20 protein-coding genes are annotated in these 19,855 nt (G+C 68.1%); 7 read left to right on the top strand and 13 right to left on the bottom strand.

Going from position 1 to position 19,855, the window contains the following annotated elements:
• Positions 1-9 precede the first annotated feature (9 nt).
• Positions 10-996 carry an alpha/beta fold hydrolase gene (locus ACYVGS_RS03180; protein ID WP_460587186.1) on the top strand — a complete coding sequence of 329 codons (987 nt, stop codon included), beginning with the start codon at positions 10-12 and terminating at the stop codon, positions 994-996.
• On the opposite strand, the gene ppx is transcribed toward ACYVGS_RS03180, so the two are convergent.
• From ppx to ACYVGS_RS03135, 9 genes are all read right to left on the bottom strand, one after another.
• Positions 977-2,485, bottom strand: a complete 1,509-nt coding sequence (gene ppx, locus ACYVGS_RS03175) for an exopolyphosphatase (protein WP_460587185.1) — start codon at positions 2,483-2,485, stop codon at positions 977-979. The two genes, ACYVGS_RS03180 and ppx, sit on opposite strands and share 20 nt — an antisense overlap.
• A 99-nt stretch (positions 2,486-2,584) precedes the next feature.
• Positions 2,585-3,190 (bottom strand): hypothetical protein, encoded by a 606-nt coding sequence (locus ACYVGS_RS03170; protein WP_460587184.1) that lies wholly within the window; start codon positions 3,188-3,190, stop codon positions 2,585-2,587.
• 78 nt (positions 3,191-3,268) lie between these two features.
• A complete protein-coding gene (gene alr, locus ACYVGS_RS03165) occupies positions 3,269-4,351 on the bottom strand; it encodes an alanine racemase (protein WP_460587183.1) in 1,083 nt (360 codons plus the stop codon).
• Position 4,352: 1 nt separating this feature from the next.
• Positions 4,353-5,210 (bottom strand): aminotransferase class IV, encoded by an 858-nt coding sequence (locus ACYVGS_RS03160; protein WP_460587182.1) that lies wholly within the window; start codon positions 5,208-5,210, stop codon positions 4,353-4,355.
• 3 nt (positions 5,211-5,213) lie between these two features.
• Positions 5,214-6,086 carry a DUF4392 domain-containing protein gene (locus ACYVGS_RS03155; protein ID WP_460587181.1) on the bottom strand — a complete coding sequence of 291 codons (873 nt, stop codon included), beginning with the start codon at positions 6,084-6,086 and terminating at the stop codon, positions 5,214-5,216.
• Positions 6,079-7,026 (bottom strand): 5-oxoprolinase subunit C family protein, encoded by a 948-nt coding sequence (locus ACYVGS_RS03150; RefSeq protein WP_460587180.1) that lies wholly within the window; start codon positions 7,024-7,026, stop codon positions 6,079-6,081. Before ACYVGS_RS03150 ends, ACYVGS_RS03155 begins: the two co-directional genes overlap by 8 nt.
• Complete coding sequence (gene pxpB, locus ACYVGS_RS03145; RefSeq protein WP_460587179.1) at positions 7,023-7,703, bottom strand: 5-oxoprolinase subunit B family protein; 681 nt, start codon at positions 7,701-7,703, stop codon at positions 7,023-7,025. The genes ACYVGS_RS03150 and pxpB overlap by 4 nt, the downstream gene beginning before the upstream one ends.
• A gap of 2 nt (positions 7,704-7,705) precedes the next feature.
• Positions 7,706-8,437: a 5-oxoprolinase subunit PxpA gene (locus ACYVGS_RS03140; RefSeq protein WP_460587178.1), complete on the bottom strand. Its 732-nt coding sequence runs from the start codon at positions 8,435-8,437 to the stop codon at positions 7,706-7,708.
• An 11-nt stretch (positions 8,438-8,448) separates the two neighbouring features.
• A complete protein-coding gene (locus ACYVGS_RS03135) occupies positions 8,449-9,234 on the bottom strand; it encodes a putative hydro-lyase (RefSeq protein WP_460587585.1) in 786 nt (261 codons plus the stop codon).
• Between the two features lie 98 nt (positions 9,235-9,332).
• On the opposite strand from ACYVGS_RS03135, the gene ACYVGS_RS03130 reads away from it, so the two are divergent.
• The 4 genes from ACYVGS_RS03130 to ACYVGS_RS03115 all read left to right on the top strand — a co-directional run bounded on the left by ACYVGS_RS03130 (position 9,333) and on the right by ACYVGS_RS03115 (position 12,861).
• On the top strand, positions 9,333-10,175 hold the full coding sequence (locus ACYVGS_RS03130) for an acyl-CoA thioesterase (RefSeq protein ID WP_460587177.1): 843 nt from the start codon (positions 9,333-9,335) through the stop codon (positions 10,173-10,175).
• Positions 10,172-10,882, top strand: coding sequence for an AzlC family ABC transporter permease (locus ACYVGS_RS03125; protein WP_460587176.1), 711 nt, complete (start codon positions 10,172-10,174; stop codon positions 10,880-10,882). The genes ACYVGS_RS03130 and ACYVGS_RS03125 overlap by 4 nt, the downstream gene beginning before the upstream one ends.
• Entirely contained in the window at positions 10,879-11,184 is a 306-nt protein-coding gene (locus ACYVGS_RS03120) for an AzlD domain-containing protein (RefSeq protein ID WP_460587175.1), read from the top strand. The genes ACYVGS_RS03125 and ACYVGS_RS03120 overlap by 4 nt, the downstream gene beginning before the upstream one ends.
• 93 nt (positions 11,185-11,277) lie before the next feature.
• Positions 11,278-12,861 (top strand): acyl-CoA synthetase, encoded by a 1,584-nt coding sequence (locus tag ACYVGS_RS03115; RefSeq protein WP_460587174.1) that lies wholly within the window; start codon positions 11,278-11,280, stop codon positions 12,859-12,861.
• A gap of 79 nt (positions 12,862-12,940) precedes the next feature.
• Here the strand turns inward: ACYVGS_RS03115 and ACYVGS_RS03110 are convergent, their stop codons facing one another.
• Positions 12,941-13,381: a UrcA family protein gene (locus ACYVGS_RS03110; protein WP_460587173.1), complete on the bottom strand. Its 441-nt coding sequence runs from the start codon at positions 13,379-13,381 to the stop codon at positions 12,941-12,943.
• 250 nt (positions 13,382-13,631) lie between these two features.
• Between ACYVGS_RS03110 and ACYVGS_RS03105 the strand changes: the two genes are divergently transcribed.
• The gene (locus ACYVGS_RS03105; protein ID WP_460587172.1) at positions 13,632-15,380 is read left to right on the top strand and encodes a DUF3336 domain-containing protein; all 1,749 of its coding nucleotides are present in this window, start codon (positions 13,632-13,634) and stop codon (positions 15,378-15,380) included.
• 3 nt (positions 15,381-15,383) lie between these two features.
• Here the strand turns inward: ACYVGS_RS03105 and ACYVGS_RS03100 are convergent, their stop codons facing one another.
• Both ACYVGS_RS03100 and ACYVGS_RS03095 read right to left on the bottom strand, forming a co-directional pair.
• Positions 15,384-16,028, bottom strand: coding sequence for a flavin reductase family protein (locus ACYVGS_RS03100; protein ID WP_460587171.1), 645 nt, complete (start codon positions 16,026-16,028; stop codon positions 15,384-15,386).
• A 58-nt stretch (positions 16,029-16,086) separates the two neighbouring features.
• Positions 16,087-17,106: a phosphotransferase gene (locus ACYVGS_RS03095; RefSeq protein ID WP_460587170.1), complete on the bottom strand. Its 1,020-nt coding sequence runs from the start codon at positions 17,104-17,106 to the stop codon at positions 16,087-16,089.
• Positions 17,107-17,281: 175 nt separating this feature from the next.
• Between ACYVGS_RS03095 and ACYVGS_RS03090 the strand changes: the two genes are divergently transcribed.
• Positions 17,282-18,982: a class I adenylate-forming enzyme family protein gene (locus ACYVGS_RS03090; RefSeq protein WP_460587169.1), complete on the top strand. Its 1,701-nt coding sequence runs from the start codon at positions 17,282-17,284 to the stop codon at positions 18,980-18,982.
• Position 18,983: 1 nt separating this feature from the next.
• On the opposite strand, the gene ACYVGS_RS03085 is transcribed toward ACYVGS_RS03090, so the two are convergent.
• On the bottom strand, positions 18,984-19,757 hold the full coding sequence (locus ACYVGS_RS03085; protein ID WP_460587168.1) for a ferredoxin--NADP reductase: 774 nt from the start codon (positions 19,755-19,757) through the stop codon (positions 18,984-18,986).
• Between the last annotated feature and the right edge of the window lie 98 nt (positions 19,758-19,855).

Below are 19,855 nucleotides of genomic sequence, written 5' to 3'. Positions count from 1 at the left end.
TAATAAGACATGATCGACTGGACGCATCACTACGCCACCATCAACGGTATTCAAACCCACTACGTCGAGCAGGGCGAGGGCCTGCCCGTGGTGCTGTGCCACGGCTTTCCGCACCTCTGGTTCAGCTGGCACCGGCAGATACCGCTGCTGGCGGAGGCCGGTTGCCGGGTGCTGGCGCCGGACATGCGTGGCATGGGGCAGACGGAAGCGCCCGCGGAAGTGGCGGCCTACGATATTGATCACATCACCGGCGATTTGATCGGTTTGCTGGATCACGCCGGCATCGAGCGTGCGGTCTTTGTCGGCCTGGACTTCGGTGCCTTCGCCATTTACGACCTGGCCCTGCGATATCCGGAGCGGGTGATCGCGGTGATCGGGCTGGAGAACCCCGCCGCCCCCCACAACCCCGATGAGCCGCCACTGACGGAATACCGCCGCATGGGGCAGCAGCACTTCCTGCACATCGAGTATTTCCGTGAGCCGCCCCGGGCCGACCGCGAACTCGCCGCGCAGCCGCGGCGCTTCCTGCACAAGGTGTTCCACACCCTGAGCGGGGCCTGCAATTACTTCGACATGTTTCGCCACCCCCCGGGGACCTCGTATATCGATGCGATGGAGGAGCCGCCGCCGCTGCCCTGGCCCTGGCTGTCGGAGCTGGAGCTGGAGTTCTTTGTCTCGGAATACAGTCGCAGCGGGTTTACCGGCGGCCTCAACTGGTACCGCGCCTTCGACCTCAAGTGGGAGCAGCGGCGACCCTACGAGGGCGTGCAGAGCGCGGTACCCGCCTATTTCCTCGGCAGTGAACACGACGTCGACCTGGAGGGTTTCCACGGCGAGGATCCGATCGGCCAGATGCGGGCGATTTTCCCCGACCTGCGGCAGGTGCGCATGATCCCGGGAGCAGGCCACATGGTGCAGCTGGAAGCCAGCGAGGCGGTCAACGCTATCTTGCTCGACTTTATCGGGGATATTCGCGCTACTGCAGCGTCAGCCTGAGGCCCTGGCGGGCGAGGGCCGCCTGCTGCTGCTCCAGCTCATGGGCGGTGAGGGGGTGGCGCTGCAGCCAGTGGTCGGGAAAGGCCAGCGTGAGGCTGTTTCCCTCCGCCCGGCACTGGAAGTCGGGCAGTTTCTCCACCTGCTCGGCGTACTTGAACACCAGCGCCAGGCGCATCAGGGCGATCAGCCGCAGCAGGCGCTCGCGGTCACTCTCCGCCAGGCCCTGCCACAGGCCGTTGTCGAGTTTGCCGCGCTGGGCGCCGGCCAGCAGGGCCAGCTGAGCCTGTTCGTCTTCCGAGAAGCCCGGCAGGTCGGCGTGGCGCAGGAGGTAGGCGCTGTGGCGCTGGTAGTGCTTGTGGGCAATGGCCATGCCGATTTCATGGGTCAGGGCGGCGCGTTCCAGCAGCTCGCGGTCGCTCTCCGCCAGCTGCCAGCTCTCCGCGACAGCGTCGAAGAGGTAGCCTGCCCGGTCGGCCATGAGGCGCGCCATGTCGGTATCCACGCCGTAGCGCAGCTGCAGGGCATTCACCGTGCGCTCGCGGACATCCTCGTGTTGCAGGCGGCCAAGCAGGTCGTAGATGACCCCCTCCCGCAGCGCGCCGCGGGAGGTTTCCATGTGGCTGATATCCAGCTCCTCGAACAGGGCACTGGCGATGGCCACGCCGGCGACGATCACCGGCCGGCGGGCATTGCTCAGGCCCGCCAGCTGCAGCTCGTCCACGTGGCGGTACTTGAGCAGACGTTTCTCCAGCCGCGCCAGGCCCTTGCGGGTGATACCGCGCTCGCTCCAGCCCTCCCCAATCAGGATGCGCTCGATCGCGCGCAGGGTGCCTGAGGAGCCCACGCAGTCTTCCCAGTGCCGCCGGTGATAGGCGTAGCGGATGGGGGCGACCTCCAGTCGCGCCATGTCCCGGGCCTGGCGGAAACGCGCCGGACTCAGCTCGCCGCCGGGGAAGAACTGGTCGGTCCAGGAGACGCAGCCCACGGCGAGGCTCTCCAGCCGCTGGGGTTCGAACCGCTGACCGATGATCACTTCGGTGCTGCCGCCGCCGATGTCGATCACCAGCCGCGACTGGGCGTCGTCCGCCAGGCTGTGGGCCACCCCAAGGTAGACTAGCCGCGCCTCCTCGCTGCCGTAGATCACCTCCACCGGTGCTCCGAGGATGCGACGGGCCGGGAGGGTGAAGTCGCGGCGGTTTTCCGCCACCCGCAGGGCCTGGGTGCCGACCACCCGCAGGCGGTCGGCGCTGACGTGACTCAACAGCTGGGCGAAGCGGGCCAGGCAGTCCAGGCCCCGCGCAATGGCCTCCGCCGAGAGTTGCTGGTCACGCAGTCCGGCGCCCAGCTGGACTTTCTCGGCCAGCGCCTCCACGGGCCGCAGTTCGCCGTGCTCGAGGCGGGCGACCACCAGATGAAAGGAGTTGCTGCCGAGGTCGATGGCGGCCAGCAGGCTGCCTTCCGGCAGCGGGGAGCGAGCCCTGGAGTTCACACGCGGTTCCTGCTCTGTCACTGAAAGCACCATGGTAACCCAGGGGCCGTGGGGCATGGCAGCGCCAGCGCCGCCTGTCGCGGGGATTTTCCCGCCGGGTCAGTGCAGCAGGGGCAGATAGCTGCGTGCGACCAGCAACAGCACGAGGGCTGAGACGGCGGCAGCGATCAGCAGGGTATTGCGGCCGATGCCCTGCAAGGCCTCGAGGGGAGGCGCGCCGCGGTGGACCCGCAGCAGGACCGGCCATTCGATGACCGCGGCAAAGGCCAGGCTGCCAGCGCTGGCGGTGATCGCCGCGGCGCCACCCGGGGAGGGCGGTGACAGCAGCAGAACCAACAGCACCAGGGTGAGCAGGGAGCCGGCGGTGCCGGCGTAGCTCATGGCCATGAATTGCCGCGGGCCGTTGTGGGTGAAGTCCCAGTTGAACACGAACAGGCGTCGCCGGGTGACCGGCAGGATCTGCCCGGCTGCGAGTCGCGCGCCGGCGTAGTGGCTCCATTCGTGTACCAGGAGGCTGAGCAGCAGGCCGAACAGGGCGCCGGCGACCACGGCGAGCAGGAGCGCTATGACTCCCCCCGCCGCGGCGTACAGTTGCTCAGCGGTCGCGAATAGAACCGTGGACAGGATCAGTATCACTGCCTGCGTGCGCAGGACACTCAGGGGTGGATGCTGCTCTTCGCGGGGTGGAGACGCTGTGCGTGCCATGGCCGGGCTCCCGGTGTGTTTACCTCCGTGTTACGCGACCCGGCTGGCGCCGGATGAGTCCCCGGCGTACCGTCTGACTCAGGCGACCACGACCCGCGGCGGTCGCGATGGCATCCGGGTCAGCAGTTCGTAACCAATGGTGCCACTGTGCCGGGCCACTTCACCCACGCGCAGTTCCTGGCCCCAGAGCTCCACGGCGTCGCCGATGGCCACCTCCGGCAGGTCGGTGACATCCACCGTGATCATGTCCATGGAGACCCGCCCGGCGAGGCGCGCCCGCTGGCCGCGGACCAGGACCGGGGTGCCATTGCTGGCGGTGCGCGGATAGCCGTCGCCGTAGCCCGCGGTGATGGTGGCGATGCGCGAGGGGCGCTCCGCCCGCCAGGTGGCCCCGTAGCCCACGCTCTCCCCGGGGGCGACATCGCGCAGGGAAATGACCGACGACAGCAGTCGCATCACCGGCCGCAGCCGGTCCGCCTGGGGGTGGGGGCCGGCAAAGGGACTGTCCCCCCAGAGCATGTAGCCGGGGCGCACCCAGTCCAGGTGGGCGTCCGGCCAGGCCAGCACCGCCGGCGAGTTGGCGGCAGAGCGCAGGCCGGGAAGGCCGTCGCAGGCCCGGTGCAGGGTCGCCAGTTGCTCACCGGTCATCGTTTGCTCCGGCTCGTCTGCACGGGCGAAGTGGGTGGTCAGCACCGGCGCCCCGGCAAGTTTGCCACTGGCCATCAGGCGCGCGTGCATGGCGGGAACGTCATCGGGGGTCACCCCCAGCCGATGCATGCCGGTGTCCACCTTCAGCCACACGGATGCCGGCGCGGGCAGGCGGCTCTGCTCCAGCCACTGCAGCTGGGTGCTGTTGTCCACGGTGACCCAGCAGCCCGCCCGCACCGCGGTCGCCCATTCGTCGGGGGAGAACACGCCCTCCAGCAGCAGGATGGGACAGTCGATACCGCTCTCGCGCAGTTCCAGGGCCTCCTCCAGGCAGGCCACCGCCAGGGCGTCGACGCGCGGCGCCAGTTCCCGGGCCATGGTCACCGCGCCGTGGCCGTAGGCGTTGGCCTTGACCACGGCCATCAGGCGGCTGCGGGGGGCCAGCTCCCGCGCCAGGGCCAGGTTGTGGCGCAGGGCGGAGAGGTCCAGGTGTGCCTGACAGGGACGCGTCATGTCAGTAGTCGAAGCGGTGCTGAACGAACAGGGTCTGTGCGGCGAGCCAGATGTCGCCGACCTCGCCGTCGCCCACCGGGCGGCCCTCGATTTCCACCACTGGCGCCACCTCCTTGCTGGAGCTGGTCAGCCAGACTTCGTCGGCGGCGTAGAGCTGGTCGAGGGTGACGATCTCCTCGCGCACCGGAATGTCGCTGTGGCGGCGCAGCATGTCCAGCAACAGCTGGCGGGTGATGCCGGGCAGTTTCTGCTGGTCCAGGGGTGGGGTGATGACGGTACCGTCCTTGACGATAAACACGTTGCAGGCGGCGGCCTCGGTGATCTCGCCGGCCTGGTTGTGGAGGATGGTCTCGTCGTGCCCGCGACCGTGGCCGACCTGATAGTGCATGACGTTGCCCAGCAGGGCGGTGGACTTGATATGGCAGCGGCGCCAGCGCATGTCCTCGCAGACCGAGACCCGGTAGCGCGGCGCCGCGCTCTTGTCGGCCACCGGGGCCGGCGGAATCTCGAAGGCGAAGGCAAACAGGGTGGGCGCGATGTCTTCCGGGTAGGCGTGGTGGCGCCGCACGTCGGCGCCGCGGCTGACGTGCAGGTAGATGCCCAGGTTGCCGCCGCCGTTGCGCTCGGCCAGGGTCGTGGCGATCTGTTCCCAGTGAGCCGGCTCCAGGTGCAGCTTGATACCGATGGCATCCAGGCCGTCCTGCATGCGCCGCATGTGCGGTCCGAACCCCACCAGGCGCCCCTGGTAGCAGGGGATGACCTCGTAGATGCCATCGCCAAACAGGAAGCCGCGGTCCATGGGGGAGATCCGTGCTTCCGCCATCGGCAGGTAGCTGCCGTTCAGGTATACCGTACTCATTGTCTAACTCCCGTTGCCGCCGGCACCTGCCGCGGGCCCAGTCGGAAAGCCGGTCATCCGGCGCAGATCGTCGATCAGGGCTTCCCCCTCGCTCAGGGGCAAGCCGTCTTCGGTAAGGGTGTTCTCCCGAGTCACACCGTCCACGCTGCCGCGGTCGGAGAGGTACTGCAGCAGCGACCGCGGCGCACAGTCCGCGAGCAGGTCGCGCCCGGCACGGTAGCCGAGCAATGCCAGCAGGCCGTAGGCGCCCCAGTTGGAGACATCCGCCACCACCAGCTCGTCGCAGCTGGTGACCGAAGTGCGAATATCCAGGCCGGACAGGGCCGCGGCTATCTTGCCCATGCCAATTTCGTTGCCGCCGTCGCCGATGGCGATGGTCGGGCAGTCGGCGCGGTCCAGGAAGGGGTCGAAAACGCCGCAGCGGGCACTGATGTCCTCGCCGCGCATGTTGTAGTAATGCCCGTCGGCAGTGACGCCGGGCCGCTCGATCGAGAGCACGCTGGCAGGCTGGTGCCGGTCCAGCCAGTCGGCGGCCAGTCGTTCGCTTTGGGGCCCCGGGGCCAGGGGCAGCTCGAGCAGGCGGAAGTCGCCGCCCAGGGCCCCGGCCAGGGGGGCGGCGCAGGCCAGCCAGGGTTCAGCCCCGAGCCGGGCCAGGCCGCGATAGAGGGCAATCGCCCCCACCGGGCCGTCGGTCTCGAAGGTACCCGCGACCGGGAAGCCGGTGCCAATCAGGATGGGGCCGCCCGGTCTTTCCAGCAGGCGCGCCGCGCGCAGGCAGTAGCCGGGCTCGAGGGCGGCGCGCGCACGCTGCATCTGGCGCGGATTGCGCGCCACCAGGCGCGCCTCGATATCGATGCTCAGCTGCAGTTCATCCATGGCGGTTTTCCGTCGCCTCCAGGGGCGCATTGTGCAGCCTGGCGCGAGCCAGGTGCAGGGCGTTGTGGGCCTCCTCCGGGGAAATGGCGCGGAAGCGGACACCTCCGCCGGGGCGCAGCTGTGCCAGACGGGCGGTGTCGAGGGAGAGGGCGGCACCGATTTTCGGGTAGCCGCCGATGGTCTGCCGGTCGTTCAGCAGCACGATCGGCTGCCCGTCCGCCGGCACCTGGATGGCGCCCAGGCAGATTCCCTCCGAGAGAATGCCCTGTCGCTCGCAGGTGATGGCCGGGCCCTCCAGGCGATAGCCCATGCGATCGCTGCGCTGGCCCACTGTCCAGCGCAGGCTGAAAAAGCGCCGCTGCTGGAGGGCGGGGAAATCGGCCACCTGGTAGCCGGGGATCACCCGCAGGGTCACTTCGTCGGCGTAGTCCGGCCACCAGGCCCGGGGCAGGCGCCGGCCGGGGTGTGCGGGGCGGGAGGCGCAGGGCAGTCGGTCCCCCGCCGCAAGTTTCTCGCCGCGCAGACCGCCGATACCTTCGCGCACCACTGTCGCGCTGCTGCCGAACATCGGCGGAATCGCGAAGCCCCCGGCCACGCCCAGGTAGCTGCGACAGCCGCGCTCGCTGTAACCCAGGCGAATCCGGTCGCCTGCCCGCACCGGGTGCACTTCCCACGGGGGCAGCTCGCGGCCATTGATATCCAGGGGCAGGCTGGCGCCGGTGACGCAGAGGCTGGTGTCGCACTCGGCTTCCAGCACCAGGCCGCCGAAGCTGATCTCGATGGCGGTGGCGTTCTCCGGGTTGCCCAGCAGGCGCTGGTTGAACAGGAAGGCCTCCGCATCCAGGGGGCCGCCGGTGGTCAGGCCCACGCCGTGCTGACCGAAGCGGCCCCGGTCCTGCAGCAGGCTGAGCATGCCCGGTTCCAGTACGCGCAGGCTCACGGCAGTTCCCCGCCGAGGTCGAGGAACTCCTCACGACCGATGGGCCGGAAGCGCACCCGGTCCCCCATGGCCACCGGCATGCAGGGCTCCGCCTGGGGGTTGAACAGGCGCAGCGGGCACAGGCCGATCAGGTTCCAGCCGCCGGGGGAGGGCGCCGGGTAGACCGCGGTCTGGCGGTCGGCTATCGCCACCGCCCCGCGCGGGACCCGTTGCCGCGGGGTACTCAGGCGAGGGGTGGCGATGCGCGGGTCGACATCCCCGAGATAGGCGAAGCCGGGGGCGAAGCCGATGGCGTAGACGCGGTAGCTGGCGCCGCTGTGCAGCTCGATAATGGTCTGTTCCGGCAGACCACTGTGCTCCGCGACGCGCGTCAGATCGGGGCCCGCCTCGCCGCCGTACCAGGCGGGCAGCTCCACGGTCCGCCCGCCGCTGTCGCTGCCGGTGGCAAGCTGGCCGAGACCCTCGCGCAGGCGTGTGCGCACACTGGCGTGGTCGCAGCGGTAGGGGTCGAAGAGCACCAGCAGGGTGGCGTAGGAGGGCACCAGGTCGATCAGGTCATTGCCCAGCAGCCGCCGGGCAGCCGCTGCGGCCGCGCCCACCTGCGCCGCGACCTCCGGGCTGCTGGTCTCGGCCAGGGTCACCAGGACGGCGTTTTCCCCCACGCTGGCGATCTGCATGTTCAGCCCAGGTCCACCAGGGTGCGTATTTCCGCCACCACCGCGACAGCTTCCGGGTTGTCGCCGTGCACGCACAGGGTGTCGGCGCTCAGTGGCAGGCGCTTGCCGCTGACCGTGGTCACCGTGCCGGTCTCGATCAGCTGTTCCACCTGGGCCAGGGTGCGGCGGTGATCGTGTACCGCCCCCGGCTGGCGGCGGGACAGCAGGCGACCGTCATCCGTGTAGCAGCGATCGGCAAAGGCCTCGAACAGCAGGGGCAGGTTCCAGGGCGCAGCTTCCTCCCGATGCCGGTCCGCCTCGGGGGTGGCCTGCAGCATCAGGGCCAGGGGGCGGTGGTAGCTGGCCACCGTGTGCATCACGGTGGCGCGGACGGCGGCGTCCGCCATCATGTCGTTGTACAGGGCGCCGTGGGGTTTGACATAGGCCAGGGCCAGGCCGTGGCAGGCCGCCATGCCATCCAGGGCGGCGATCTGGTAGCGCAGGGTGGCGCGTAGCTCGTCGGCGCTCAGGGCCATGGAGCGGCGCCCGAAACCGACCAGGTCGGGATAGGCCGGATGGGCGCCGACAGAGACGCCGTGGCGGGCAGCCAGGTCCAGGGTGTGCTCGAGGGTCAGGGGGTCGCCGGCGTGAAAGCCGCAGGCGATGTTGGCCTGGTGAATGTGGTGCATGACCTCCTCGTCCAGGCCCATGGTCCAGCTGCCGTAGCTCTCGCCGAGATCACAGTTCAGTAACATCGCTCGGGCTCCTACAGCACGGCCATCTGGCTGTTGCGCAGGTCGGTGACCAGCATGTGGCCGGGGCTGTGGGTGATTGCCAGGGGCGGGCGCGCCTGCTCGAGGGCAACCTGGGGCGTGACACCGCAGGCCCAGAACACCGGCAGCTCGCCGGGTCGCAGGCTTACGGCGTCGCCAAAGTCCGGCCGCGCCAGGTCTTGGATGCCGATCTCGGCCGGGTCGCCCAGGTGCACCGGGGCGCCGTGCACCGCCGGGAAGCGCGTACAGATCTGGATCGCGCGGATGGCCTGGGCCGCGGGGAAGGGGCGCATGCTGACCACCATGTTGCCGCGGAAGGGCCCCGCGGGCTGACAGGGGAGGTTGGTGCGGTACATGGGAACGTTGACGCCTTCGCTGATGTTGCGTATCTCCAGGCCGTCGGCGAGCAGCGCCTCTTCGAAGGAAAAGGAACAGCCGAGGGCGAAGGTGACCAGGTCGTCCCGCCACAGCGCGTGAATATCCTCCGGTTCGTCGACCAGCTCACCGTCGCGGAATACGCGATAGCGTGGCACGTCGCTGCGGATGTCGATATCCCCCAAAGGTGGTAAGCAGGGGTCGCCGGGGTTGGCGGCGACGGCCACCACCGGACAGGGGCGGGGGTTGGCCTGGCAGAAGCGCAGGAAATCCCCCGCCCAGTCCCGGGGCAGGATGGCGATATTGCACTGAACATAGCCGGGCGCGAGGCCGGAGGTGGGCCCGCGGTGTATGCCCTTGCGAATGTCCTGACGCAGCTGCGCGGCTGCCTGGGTCGGTTCCATGAGTACCTCTCGGGAGCGTGCGGGGCCGGGTGCTGGAGACAGCCCGGGCAAACCCGCATAATGCCGGGTCAATGCTTCCATGGTAGTTGATTCCTGTCATGCTCGACCAGTTGCTTGCGGTACTCAGCCCCCGGGCCCTGGGGGACGATGTTTTCGAGGGCGGCCAGATGCACCCCCGGGCCGCCCAGGTCTTCGGTGGCCAGGTGCTGGGCCAGTGTCTGCGGGCCGCGGCCGCCACCGTGCCGGCGGATCGCCCGGTGCACTCCCTGCACGCCTACTTCCTGCGCCGCGGCGACCCCCGGGCGCCGCTGCAGCTGGAAGTGGAGCGCGCGCTGGATGGCGGCAGCCTGAGTTCCCGCCGGGTGGTTGCCCGGCAGCGGGGCGAGGCCATCCTGGTCAGCTCCCTGTCCTTCCAGGGGGCGGGACAGGGCGAGGCGTTTCAGGTGGACATGCCCTCGGTGCCGCCCCCCGAGGCACTGCGCAGCGAGCGCGAGCTGGCACTGGCCGGCGGGACACTGGACGAGGACCTGCTGATTGTCACCGGCGAGGACCTCGACGTGCGCCTGGTGGATCCACCCGACTGGAGCAATCCCTCGCCGCGGCCTCCCCACATGCACGCCTGGATGCGCGCCACGGGCGAGGTACCGGACAGCCCCGGCCTGCATCCGGCGCTGCTGGCCTATCTCTCGGACACCATGTTGCTGGATGTCTGCCTGCTGATCCACGGCCTCAGCTTCCACCAGCCGGATATCCAGTCGGCCAGCCTGGACCACGCGATCTGGTTTCACGCGCCCTTTCGCGCCGACGAGTGGTTGCTGCACAGCGTCGACGCCGAGGCGGTCGGCGGCGGGCGGGGCCTGGCCCGCGGGCGCTTCTACACCCGGGACGGCCGCCTGGTGGCCTCGGTGGCCCAGCAGGGCCTGATGCGGTACCGGCGATGAGCGCACCGGCACAGGCCCCCGAGTTCACCCTGGCGGCGGTGCGCCAGGGCTTCTGGCGGCTGCTGCCGCTGTCCCTGTTCGTCGGCGTGTTTGGTCTCGCGTTTGGTCTGGCCGCCGTGCAAACCGGCCTGTCGGCAGCGGAAATCCTGGTCATGAGCGCCACGGTCTTTGCCGGTACCGCGCAGTTTGCGGCGCTGGAAATGTGGGGCGCGGAGGTGCCCCTGCTGCCCCTGCTGGCGACCACCCTGGCGATCAATGCCCGCATGCTTCTGATGGGGGCGACCCTCTACCCCTGGCTGCGATTGCTGCCGCCCGGGCCGCGCTACCGCAGCCTGATCCTGCTCTCCGACGCCAACTGGGCGATGTGCCTGAACGACCTGCAGCAGGGGCGCAACACCGTCGGCGCCCTGGTCGGTGGCGGTATTGCCCTGTGGCTGACCTGGTGGCTGGGGAGCCTGGTCGGCGTGCTGTTCGGGGGCCAGATCAGGGACCCGGCGGCACTGGGGGTCGATATGGTCATGGGCTGTTTCATGCTCAGCATGGTGCTGGCAGGGCGTCGCACGCGCCTGACGGTGCTCGCCTGGCTGGTGGGTGGGTTGGCGGCCTGGGCCGCCTGGCGCTGGTTGCCGGAGCACAGTCATGTGATTGTCGGCGGTCTCGCGGGTGGCCTGGTGGGGGCTCTTTTCCCGGGGTTGGGGCAGAAATGATCGCGGTGGAGGGCGGCGGCGGGCTGTGGTTGGTGGCGGGCATGGCCCTGGCCACCTTGCTGGTTCGTTTCGGCGGGGTGTTCATCATGTCGCTGTTCCCCCTGGGGCCGCGCGGCGAGGGCTTCATCAACGCCATGGCCGGCTCGGTACTGGTGGCGGTGCTGGTGCCGATCGCCCTGGAGGGCGACCTGGGTGGGCGACTGGCACTGCTGACCACCGCGGGGGTCATGTTGCTGTGGGCGCGGCCGATGCCGGCCATTGCCCTGGGTGTCCTGGTCGCGGCCCTGGTGCGCAGTCTCTGAGAGGCGCCGCGCTGTCGTTGCTCCGGCCTGTCGCTGCGCCTATGATGAGTCTCCCAGACCCATAATCAGCAGACGATCAGACCGGGAGACAGCATGCCGCACCCTTCAATCACCGCCGAGACCTACCCGCACAAACCCGCCATCATCATGGGGCGCTCCGGCGAGATGATCACCTACGGCGAACTGGATGCGCGCAGCAACCAGGCCGCCCAGCTGTTCCGTTCCCTGGGCCTGAAAAAGGGCGACCACATCGGCCTAATGCTGGAGAACTGCCACCAGTTCCTCGAGATCGCCTGGGGCGCACAGCGCGCCGGCCTGATTTACACGCCGATCAGTACCCACCTGAAACGGGATGAAACGGCCTATATCCTGGAGAATTGTGGCGCGCGGATGTTCATCGTTTCCCACGGCCTGCGTGAGGTGGCGCATCAGGTGCTGGCCGGCGGTGGCCACGAGGTCGAGCACTTCTACATGGTCGACGGCATTGCCGAGGGCTTCGAGTCCTGGGATGACAGCGCCGCGCTGCAACCGGAAGAGAGGATCGACGACGAGGCCAACGGGGTTCCGATGGTCTACTCCTCGGGTACCACTGGCAAACCCAAGGGGGTGTTCCTGCCGCCCCAGAGTGACGACGTCAACACGCCCCACTTCCTGGCCAATACCCTCGGCGCCATTTTCGGCTTCGGCCCGGAAACCGTCTACCTGTCCACCGCACCCCTTTATCACGCCGCGCCCCTGCACTACACCATGATGAGCCTGTACCAGGGCGCGACGGTGGTGGTGATGGAGAAGTTCGAGGCGGAACTGGCCCTGCGCCTGATCGAGGAGCACCGGGTGACCCACAGCCAGTGGGTACCGATCATGTTTATCCGCCTGCTCAAGCTGCCCGAGGAAGTGCGCCAGCGCTACGACCTGTCCAGCCTGCAGTTTGCCATCCATGCCGCCGCGCCGTGCCCGGTCGAGGTCAAGGAGCAGATGATCGAATGGTGGGGCGAGATTATTGTCGAGTACTACGCCGCCAGCGAAGGCGTGGGTGCCACGATTATCGACTCGAAGAGCTGGCTGAGCCACAAGGGTTCGGTCGGCCCGGCCATGTCCGGGACCATTCACATCCTGGACGACGAGGGTAATGAGCTGCCTCCCGGCGAGATCGGCACGGTGTATTTCAGCGGTGAGAGCGCCAGCTTCCGCTACCACAAGGAGCCGGAGAAGACCGCCGAGGCCTATAACGAGCGCGGCTGGGCGACCACGGGCGACCTCGGCTACCTGGATCAGGACGGTTTTCTCTACCTGACCGATCGCAAGAACTTCATGATCATCAGCGGCGGGGTCAACATCTACCCCCAGGAAATCGAGAATCTGATGATTACCCACGGCAAGGTCGCCGATGTGGCGGTTTTCGGGGTGCCCAACGAGGAATTCGGCGAATCGGTGACGGCGGTGGTGCAGCCGCAGAGCTGGGCCGATGCCACCGACGAGGTGGCGATCGAAATCATGGAGTGGCTGCGCGAGCGTCTGTCACACGTCAAGTTGCCGCGCGCCCTGCATTTCCGCGAGCAGCTGCCCCGGCTGGACAACGGCAAGCTGTACAAGCGTCACCTGGTGGAGGAGTTTCGCGGGGCGACGCGGGCGGAAGAGGGGCCGGGATCCGACGCGCCTGCTGACAAGCGCGACTGACCCCGGCCGGATTCGCGTCTGGACAGCTCTGCACCAGGGGTGTGCACAGGTCCGCCCGCCGACGCTGAATGATCGCGGACTAGCGTTCAGCCAGCGCTTCGCCGCGATCAATATTGCGGCCGCTGCGGGCCAGGTGCATGTCGTCGAGGCCCAGGTGGCCGATCGCCGCCACGGCGCTGTCCATGGCGCGTAACTGGCATTGCTGTTGGTCGCGGTGCAGTGCCAGGTTGCGGCCGTCTTCCCGCGGGCCGCAGACCAGCTCGGTGGCCCGCTCCAGACGCCGGTAGAGGGTGTCCAGGCCGGCGCTGCGGTTCAGATTGAGGTCCGCGAAGCTCACCGCCATGCTGCGCTCCACACGCCCGCGATCATCCGCCGGTGGCAGCTGGTAGGTCAGGGGCGCCTCTTCCTCGCGCACGGTGGTCTCTTCGACGCCCGACTCCGCTCGGACGCTGAGGCTGGCAAGCCCGCTCAGCAGGGCGAGCGAGAGTGTGGCAAGGGGCAGGATGTCTGTTGTTTTCATGGTTGTGTCCTCGGTCGGGTCAGGGGCAGGCGGGTGGCTTCCCGCTGGCTTCCAGTGCAGCAAAACCCCGCCGGGTTCGCCGGATGTTGCCGTGATATGTTTGTGAGGGTTTTGTGATACCCCGGTAAATCAGGCACTTGCGGCGAGGTCGGTGCATCCCCGGGGCAATGACCAGAGGCCCGTGCCTCCTGTGCGCCGGCCGGCAGAATGCAGTAAGCTGGGAGCACTCGCCCTGAGTGGAGGTGATTCCGTGAGAAAGGCCCGCAAGCTGCGCGAACTCGAGCGCCAGATGGACAGCGCCGGCAGCTATGCCGAGTGGCGCGAAATGGCCCTGCAGCACGACGAGCTGTCCGGTCAGCAGCGCTGGCGGCAAGTCGACCAGACCAGTCAGTACGACTATGCACAGATCCGGCTGCGGCTCGATCGCCTGCGCAACCTGCGCGCCCGCCACGACGATCAGGGCCTGTTGTTCACGCTGAACGAGGGCATTCACGGCAACATGGGCGGCATGGGGCGCAGCTCCCTGTATCGGCGCGCCAAGTTCGGTACCAAGCACCTGATCGAGCAGTACATCGAGGAAGTCGATGATGCCCTGCGCTACCTCGCCGAGTTGCCGGATTCGGTGATCCCGGTCCAGGACAAGCTGGATTTCTTCTATCGCGCCAATATCTGCTTTGGCCGTTCGGCATTGATGCTGAGCGGCGGCGGGGTGCTCGGTTTTTATCACCTGGGCGTGGTCAAGACTCTGCTGGAGCAGGGGCTGCTGCCGCGGGTGATCTCCGGCTCCAGTGCCGGCTCCCTGATCGCCGGTGTGCTGGGGACCCATACCGACGCCGAGCTCGGCGATTTCCTCGACCCGGCCAAGATCAGTTTCGAGGCCCGGCGCGAGGCGACGGTATTCTCGCGCCTGCTCCCCGGACACCATCCGCAACTCGACATCACCGACCTGGAAAACATCATCAACCGGCTGATCCCCGACATGACCTTCCAGGAGGCCTACGAGAAGACCGGGCGCCAGATCAGTGTCACTGTGGCGCCGGCGGAAGCGCACCAGCGCTCGCGGCTGCTCAACGCCATCACCTCGCCCAACGTCTATGTGCGCTCGGCGGTGATGGCCTCCTGCGCCGTGCCCGGCATCTTTCCGCCAGTGATGCTGATGGCCCGCAACGTGCACGATGAGCCGCAGCCCTACCTGCCTACCCGGCGCTGGGTGGATGGTTCGGTGGCCGACGACCTGCCAGCCAAGCGCCTGTCGCGGCTCTACAGCACCAATCACTACATCGTCAGCATGGTCAACCCGGTGGCGACCCCCTTCCTCCACGGCAATCGCGACAGCAGCCCGGTGGCGGCAGCGCTGGGTACCCTGGGCGTGGGTATCGGGCGCGAGGTGCTCAACTTCTATCGCGGCATCGTGCAGAAGAAGGGCGAGAACTGGCCGCGCTTCAACCTGCTGATGAACGGCATCCATTCCCTGCTGGACCAGGAGTACAGCGGCGATATCAATATCGTGCCGAGTTTCCGCTGGTACAACCCGACGCGCCTGCTCTCCCACCTCACCGAGAAGGAACTGGTGGATCTGATGGAGGGGGGCGCACACTCCTGCTACCCGAACGTGGAGGCCATCCGTATCTGCACGCGGATCAGCCGCACCATGGAGGAGCTGCTGCAGCGGTTCGAGTACGGTGACCTGCGTCCCTCGGCGGAGGAGTTCTACCGGCCGCGCTCCTCCCGTCGCCGTCCCACGCCCACCCGCACCGACCGCGAGGCGCTGCGCGAACACCAGGCCACGGCCAGCCTGGGCAAGCCGGCGGCAAGGCGGCGCCGCAACCCGCCGGCGGCATCCCGTCGCAGTGCGGGCACCGCGGGCAAGGCCGCCAGGGCGAAGGGCGCTACCGGCAAGGGTGCGGCGGCCAAGGGCAGTGCCGGCAAACGCGCCCCGCGCAAGGCCGGGGCTGGCAGCGGCAAGAAAAACACGGACGCCGGCCAGCGGGCCGCCTGAGCCTCAGTCCGCGGGGCCTTCCACCGCCCGCGGCGGGCGATCCGGTTTGGCGTAGGCCATGCGGCGCAGCCGCCGGGTGGCGTGGTAGCTGTCGAGCCCGCTCAGGGCAAGGCTGCCAGCGGATTCCAGGTCCACACTGCCGTCCTCGCGCAGACAGTCCTCCGGCAGCTCCAGCTGCGTCACTTCGCCGGTCACCAGGTGGGTGCGGTTGATGGCCAGTTCCTGGTGCTCGCGCAGGCGCAGACCCATGCGAATCGTCGCCTCGCGCACGAAGGGAGCCGGGAACTCCGGCCACCAGCCTTCGGAGAGCCCGGTGGCGGCAAATTCCGACTGTTCCCGGGGGTAGCGCGCCGCGGTCTGGTGGGCCGCTTCCAGCCACTCGGCGCGGACGTGGTTGAGCGTATAGCAGCCACTGGCGAGCAGGTTGGAGAGTGTGTGTCGTTCCACCGGGTCGGGGCGAATCACCAAGGCGATCAGCGGCGGGTGGGAGCCGAGATGCACCGCGGAGCTCATGATCGCCAGGTTGGTCTGGCCGTGTTCGTCGGCGGTACCCACCAGGTTGGCGGATTTGAAGCCGGTGAGGGAGTTGACCAGGGCGGCGCGGTAGCGCGACTCCAGCCCGGCGAGGTCGTCGCGGTGAAAATGCATGGGGACTCCGGTGCAGTCGGGACGGGTTGTTACGCCCGCCCCGGTTGACCGGATGACTTCAGGGGATGCGCTGCACCGCCAGGGCGGCCAGGGGCTTGACCAGGTCGCCCTTGGCGTTGGCTTCCGCGCTGGAGGCATTGCCCTGGAGGGCGCGCTTCTTCACGCCCTGGAGAATGGCGGCGAGGCGGAACAGGGAAAACACGATATAGAAATCCCAGTTGTCGATACCGCTGCGGCCGGTACGCTCACAGTAGCGTGCCACGTACTCTTCGTCCGAGGGAATCCCGAGCGAGGCGCGGTCGACACCGGCGAGACCCTTCATGGCGCTCTCCCGCGGCAGCAGCCAGGCCATGCACTGGTTGGCCAGGTCGGCCAGCGGATGACCCAGGGTTGAGAGCTCCCAGTCCAGCACCGCGATGATGCGCGGCTCGCTGGCGTGGAACATGACGTTGTCCAGGCGGTAGTCGCCGTGGACCAGGCTGACGGTGCCATCGTCCTCGGGCATGTTGGCGGGCAACCAGCGCAGCAGGGTCTCCATGTCGGCGATGGTCTCGGTTTCCGAGGCGCGGTACTGCTTGGTCCAGCGGCCCAGCTGACGCTCGAAGTAGTTGCCCGGCTTGCCGTAGTCGGCGAGGCCGACGGCGTTCACATCGACGTTGTGCAGGGCCGCCAGGGTGGCGTTCATGCTGTCGTAGTAGGCGGCGCGCTCGGCGTTGTCGCGGGCCTCCGGCAGCACGGGGTCCCAGAGCACGCGGCCCTGGAGGCACTCCATGACAAAGAACATGGAGCCGATGACGCTCTCGTCCTCGCACAGCACGTAGGTTTTGGGTACCGGAACATCAGTGTCCCGCAGGGCGGTCATGACCCGGAACTCCCGGTCCACCGCGTGGGCCGAGGGCAGCAGCTCGCCCGGTGGCTTGCGGCGCAGCACGTACTCGCGACCATTGGCGGTCAGCTTGAAGGTCGGGTTGGACTGCCCGCCGGGAAACTTCTCGGCCTTGAGGTCGCCGCCAAAGTCGGGGATGTGCTCCGCGAGGTAGCGGGCAAGACGTTCGGTGTCGAGTTGCTGTGCGCTCATGCTCTTTCCTGTGTCTCGGGCTGATAGCCGCGGCAGTCTGTCGGCTGCGGGGTGGCGAGGCAATGATACCCCATGACAAAAAAATTGACCTGGCCCAACAGCATGAGTCGGCGTTGAGCGCGCACGGCGCTGCGGGTATGCTGATGTTGACAATAACGACATAGCGAGGCGCCACGTGTATCAGGAACTCCGTCAGGCCTGGCAGGAGCTGACTGCTCCCGGGCAACTGTTTGAAGTCACCAGCGCACAGGTCAACGGCGCGCCAGTGCGCTGTTATGCGCATGCGCCACCGTCCCTGCGCGAATTCTGGCTGGGCACCGCCGGCCACGGCGACAAGGACTACCTGGTCTTCGAGGACGAGCGCTGTGACTACCGGCAGGCCCATGAATTCGTCGCCAGCATCGGCCAGTGGCTGCATGGCGCCGGGGTGCGCCCGGGCGACCGGGTGGCGATCGCCATGCGCAACTATCCCGAGTGGATGCTCGCCTACTGGGCGATCACCTCCATGGGGGCGGTGGTGGTGGGCATGAACGCCTGGTGGGTGGCCCACGAGATGCAGTTCGCCCTGGAGGACTCGGCGCCGCGGGTGCTGATCTGCGACCGCGAGCGCCTGCAGCGCTTCGCCGAGATTCGCGACGGCTTCCCCGAACTGCAGGTGGTGGCGGTGCGCCTGCGCGATGCCGCCCCGGCCTGGACCACCGACTGGGTGGATGTGATCAACGCGCCGCCGGAGCTGCCGGAGGCGGCGATCGATCCCGACGACGACGCCTGCATTTTCTACACCTCGGGCACCACCGGCCGCCCCAAGGGGGCCCGGCTGACCCACCGCGGCTGCCTCAACAATGTGCTCAACATCGCCTTCATCAACACCGTGCAGCCCATCGCCCTGGCCCGGGCCCGCGGCGCGGAAGCGCCGGCCCCCGGCAGCACGCCGGCGCCCAACTCCCTGGTGGCGACACCCCTGTTCCACGTCACCGCCAACAACTGTGTTGCCCACGCCACCACCCTGGCCGGGGGCAAGCTGGTGCACATGTACAAGTGGGATCCGCTGGAGGCGCTGCGGCTGATCGAGCGGGAGCGGGTCACCACGTTCAACGGGGTGCCGATGATGGTGCGCGAGATGCTCATGCACCCGCGCTTCGGCGACTTCGACACCGCGTCGCTATCGGTGCTCGGGGGTGGCGGTGCCGCGGTACAACCGGACCTGGTGAGCAAGATCCAGCAGCAGACCCGGGGCGCGCGGCCCAACACCGGCTACGGGATGACGGAAACCTGCGGCATCATTGCCGCCGTGTCGGCGGAGTTCTTCGCCGAGAAGCCCGAGAGCGTGGGCCCGGCACTGCCCACCTTCGAGGCCAAGTGCGTGGGGCCCCGCGGCGAGGACCTGCCCGCCGGCGAGATCGGCGAGTTGTGGGTGCGCGGAGCGCCGGTCATCAAGGGTTATCTGAACCGGCCCGAGGCCACCGCGGAGTCGATCACCGAGGGCTGGTTGCACACCGGCGATATCGCCTGGATGGACGCGGACGGCTTCATCTTCCTGGTCGACCGGGCCAAGGACATGGTCCTGCGCGGCGGCGAGAACGTCTACTGCGCCGAGGTGGAGAATGCCCTGTTCGCCCACGACGCCGTGGCCGAGTGTGTGGTGTTTGCGGTTGCCGACGAGCGCCTGGGCGAGGAGGTGGGTGCCGCCATCCACCTGCGCCAGGGCGCCAGCGTGGACGCGGAACATTTGCGGGCCCACTGCGCGGGCCTGCTGGCGGCCTTCAAGGTGCCGCGCTACCTGTGGTTCCTCGACCAGCCGCTGCCCCGCAACGCCAACGGCAAGTTTCTCAAGCGCGAGCTGCGGGAGCAGTTGCGGGTCGAGGACGCCTGCTGAATCAGGACTCCACGAAGGCCCGCTCGATCACGTAGTGGGCCGCCTTGCCGTGACGGGATTCCGTGAAGCCGCGGGCGTCCAGCAGGCCGGTCAGGTCCTTGAGCATGGAGGGGCTGCCGCAGAGCATGAAGCGGTCGTGCTCGGGGTCGATGTCCCCCAGGCCGAGATCCGCCGGGAGCTTGCCGCTCTCGAGCAAGGTGGTCAGGCGGCCGGTATTGCGGAAGGGCTCGCGGGTGACCGTGGGGTAGTAGAGCAGTTTCTCGCGCACCGCCTCGCCCAGGTACTCGTGTTCCAGGAGCTCCTGGGTGATGGTGTCCTGGTAGGCCAGCTCCGACACCCAGCGCACCCCGTGGGTGAGGATGACGCGGTCGAAGCGCTCGTAGATCTCCGGGTCGCGGATGATGCTCATGAAGGGCGCCAGGCCGGTGCCGGTGGCCAGCAGGTAGAGGTTCCTGCCGGGCAGCAGGTGGTCCATCACCAGGGTGCCGGTGGCCTTGCTGTTCACCAGCACCTCGTCGCCGGGCTGGATGCCCTGCAGCTTCGAGGTCAGCGGGCCATCGGGGACCTTGATGCTGAAAAACTCCAGCTCGTCCTCATAGTTGGCGCTGGCCATGCTGTAGGCTCGCAACAAGGGGCGTCCCTCGTGCTCCAGGCCGATCATGGTGAAATGCCCGTTCTCGAAGCGGAACGCGGGGTTGCGGGTGGTGCGGAAACTGAACAGCCGGTCGGTCCAGTGGTGCACTGAAGTGACCTGTTCGCGCAGCAATGTTGCCATGGTGCTGATACCTCCCTGAATGGATGGCGACAGCATAGGCGCCCACCTTATATCGGTAAATCAGTTTTTTCTGGTATTCTATTGCGGAAAAACCGAAT

The organism is Haliea atlantica (assembly GCF_054779855.1).
Note: the sequence above shows the minus strand (reverse complement) of the source record. Positions and strands in the feature narration are given on the sequence as shown.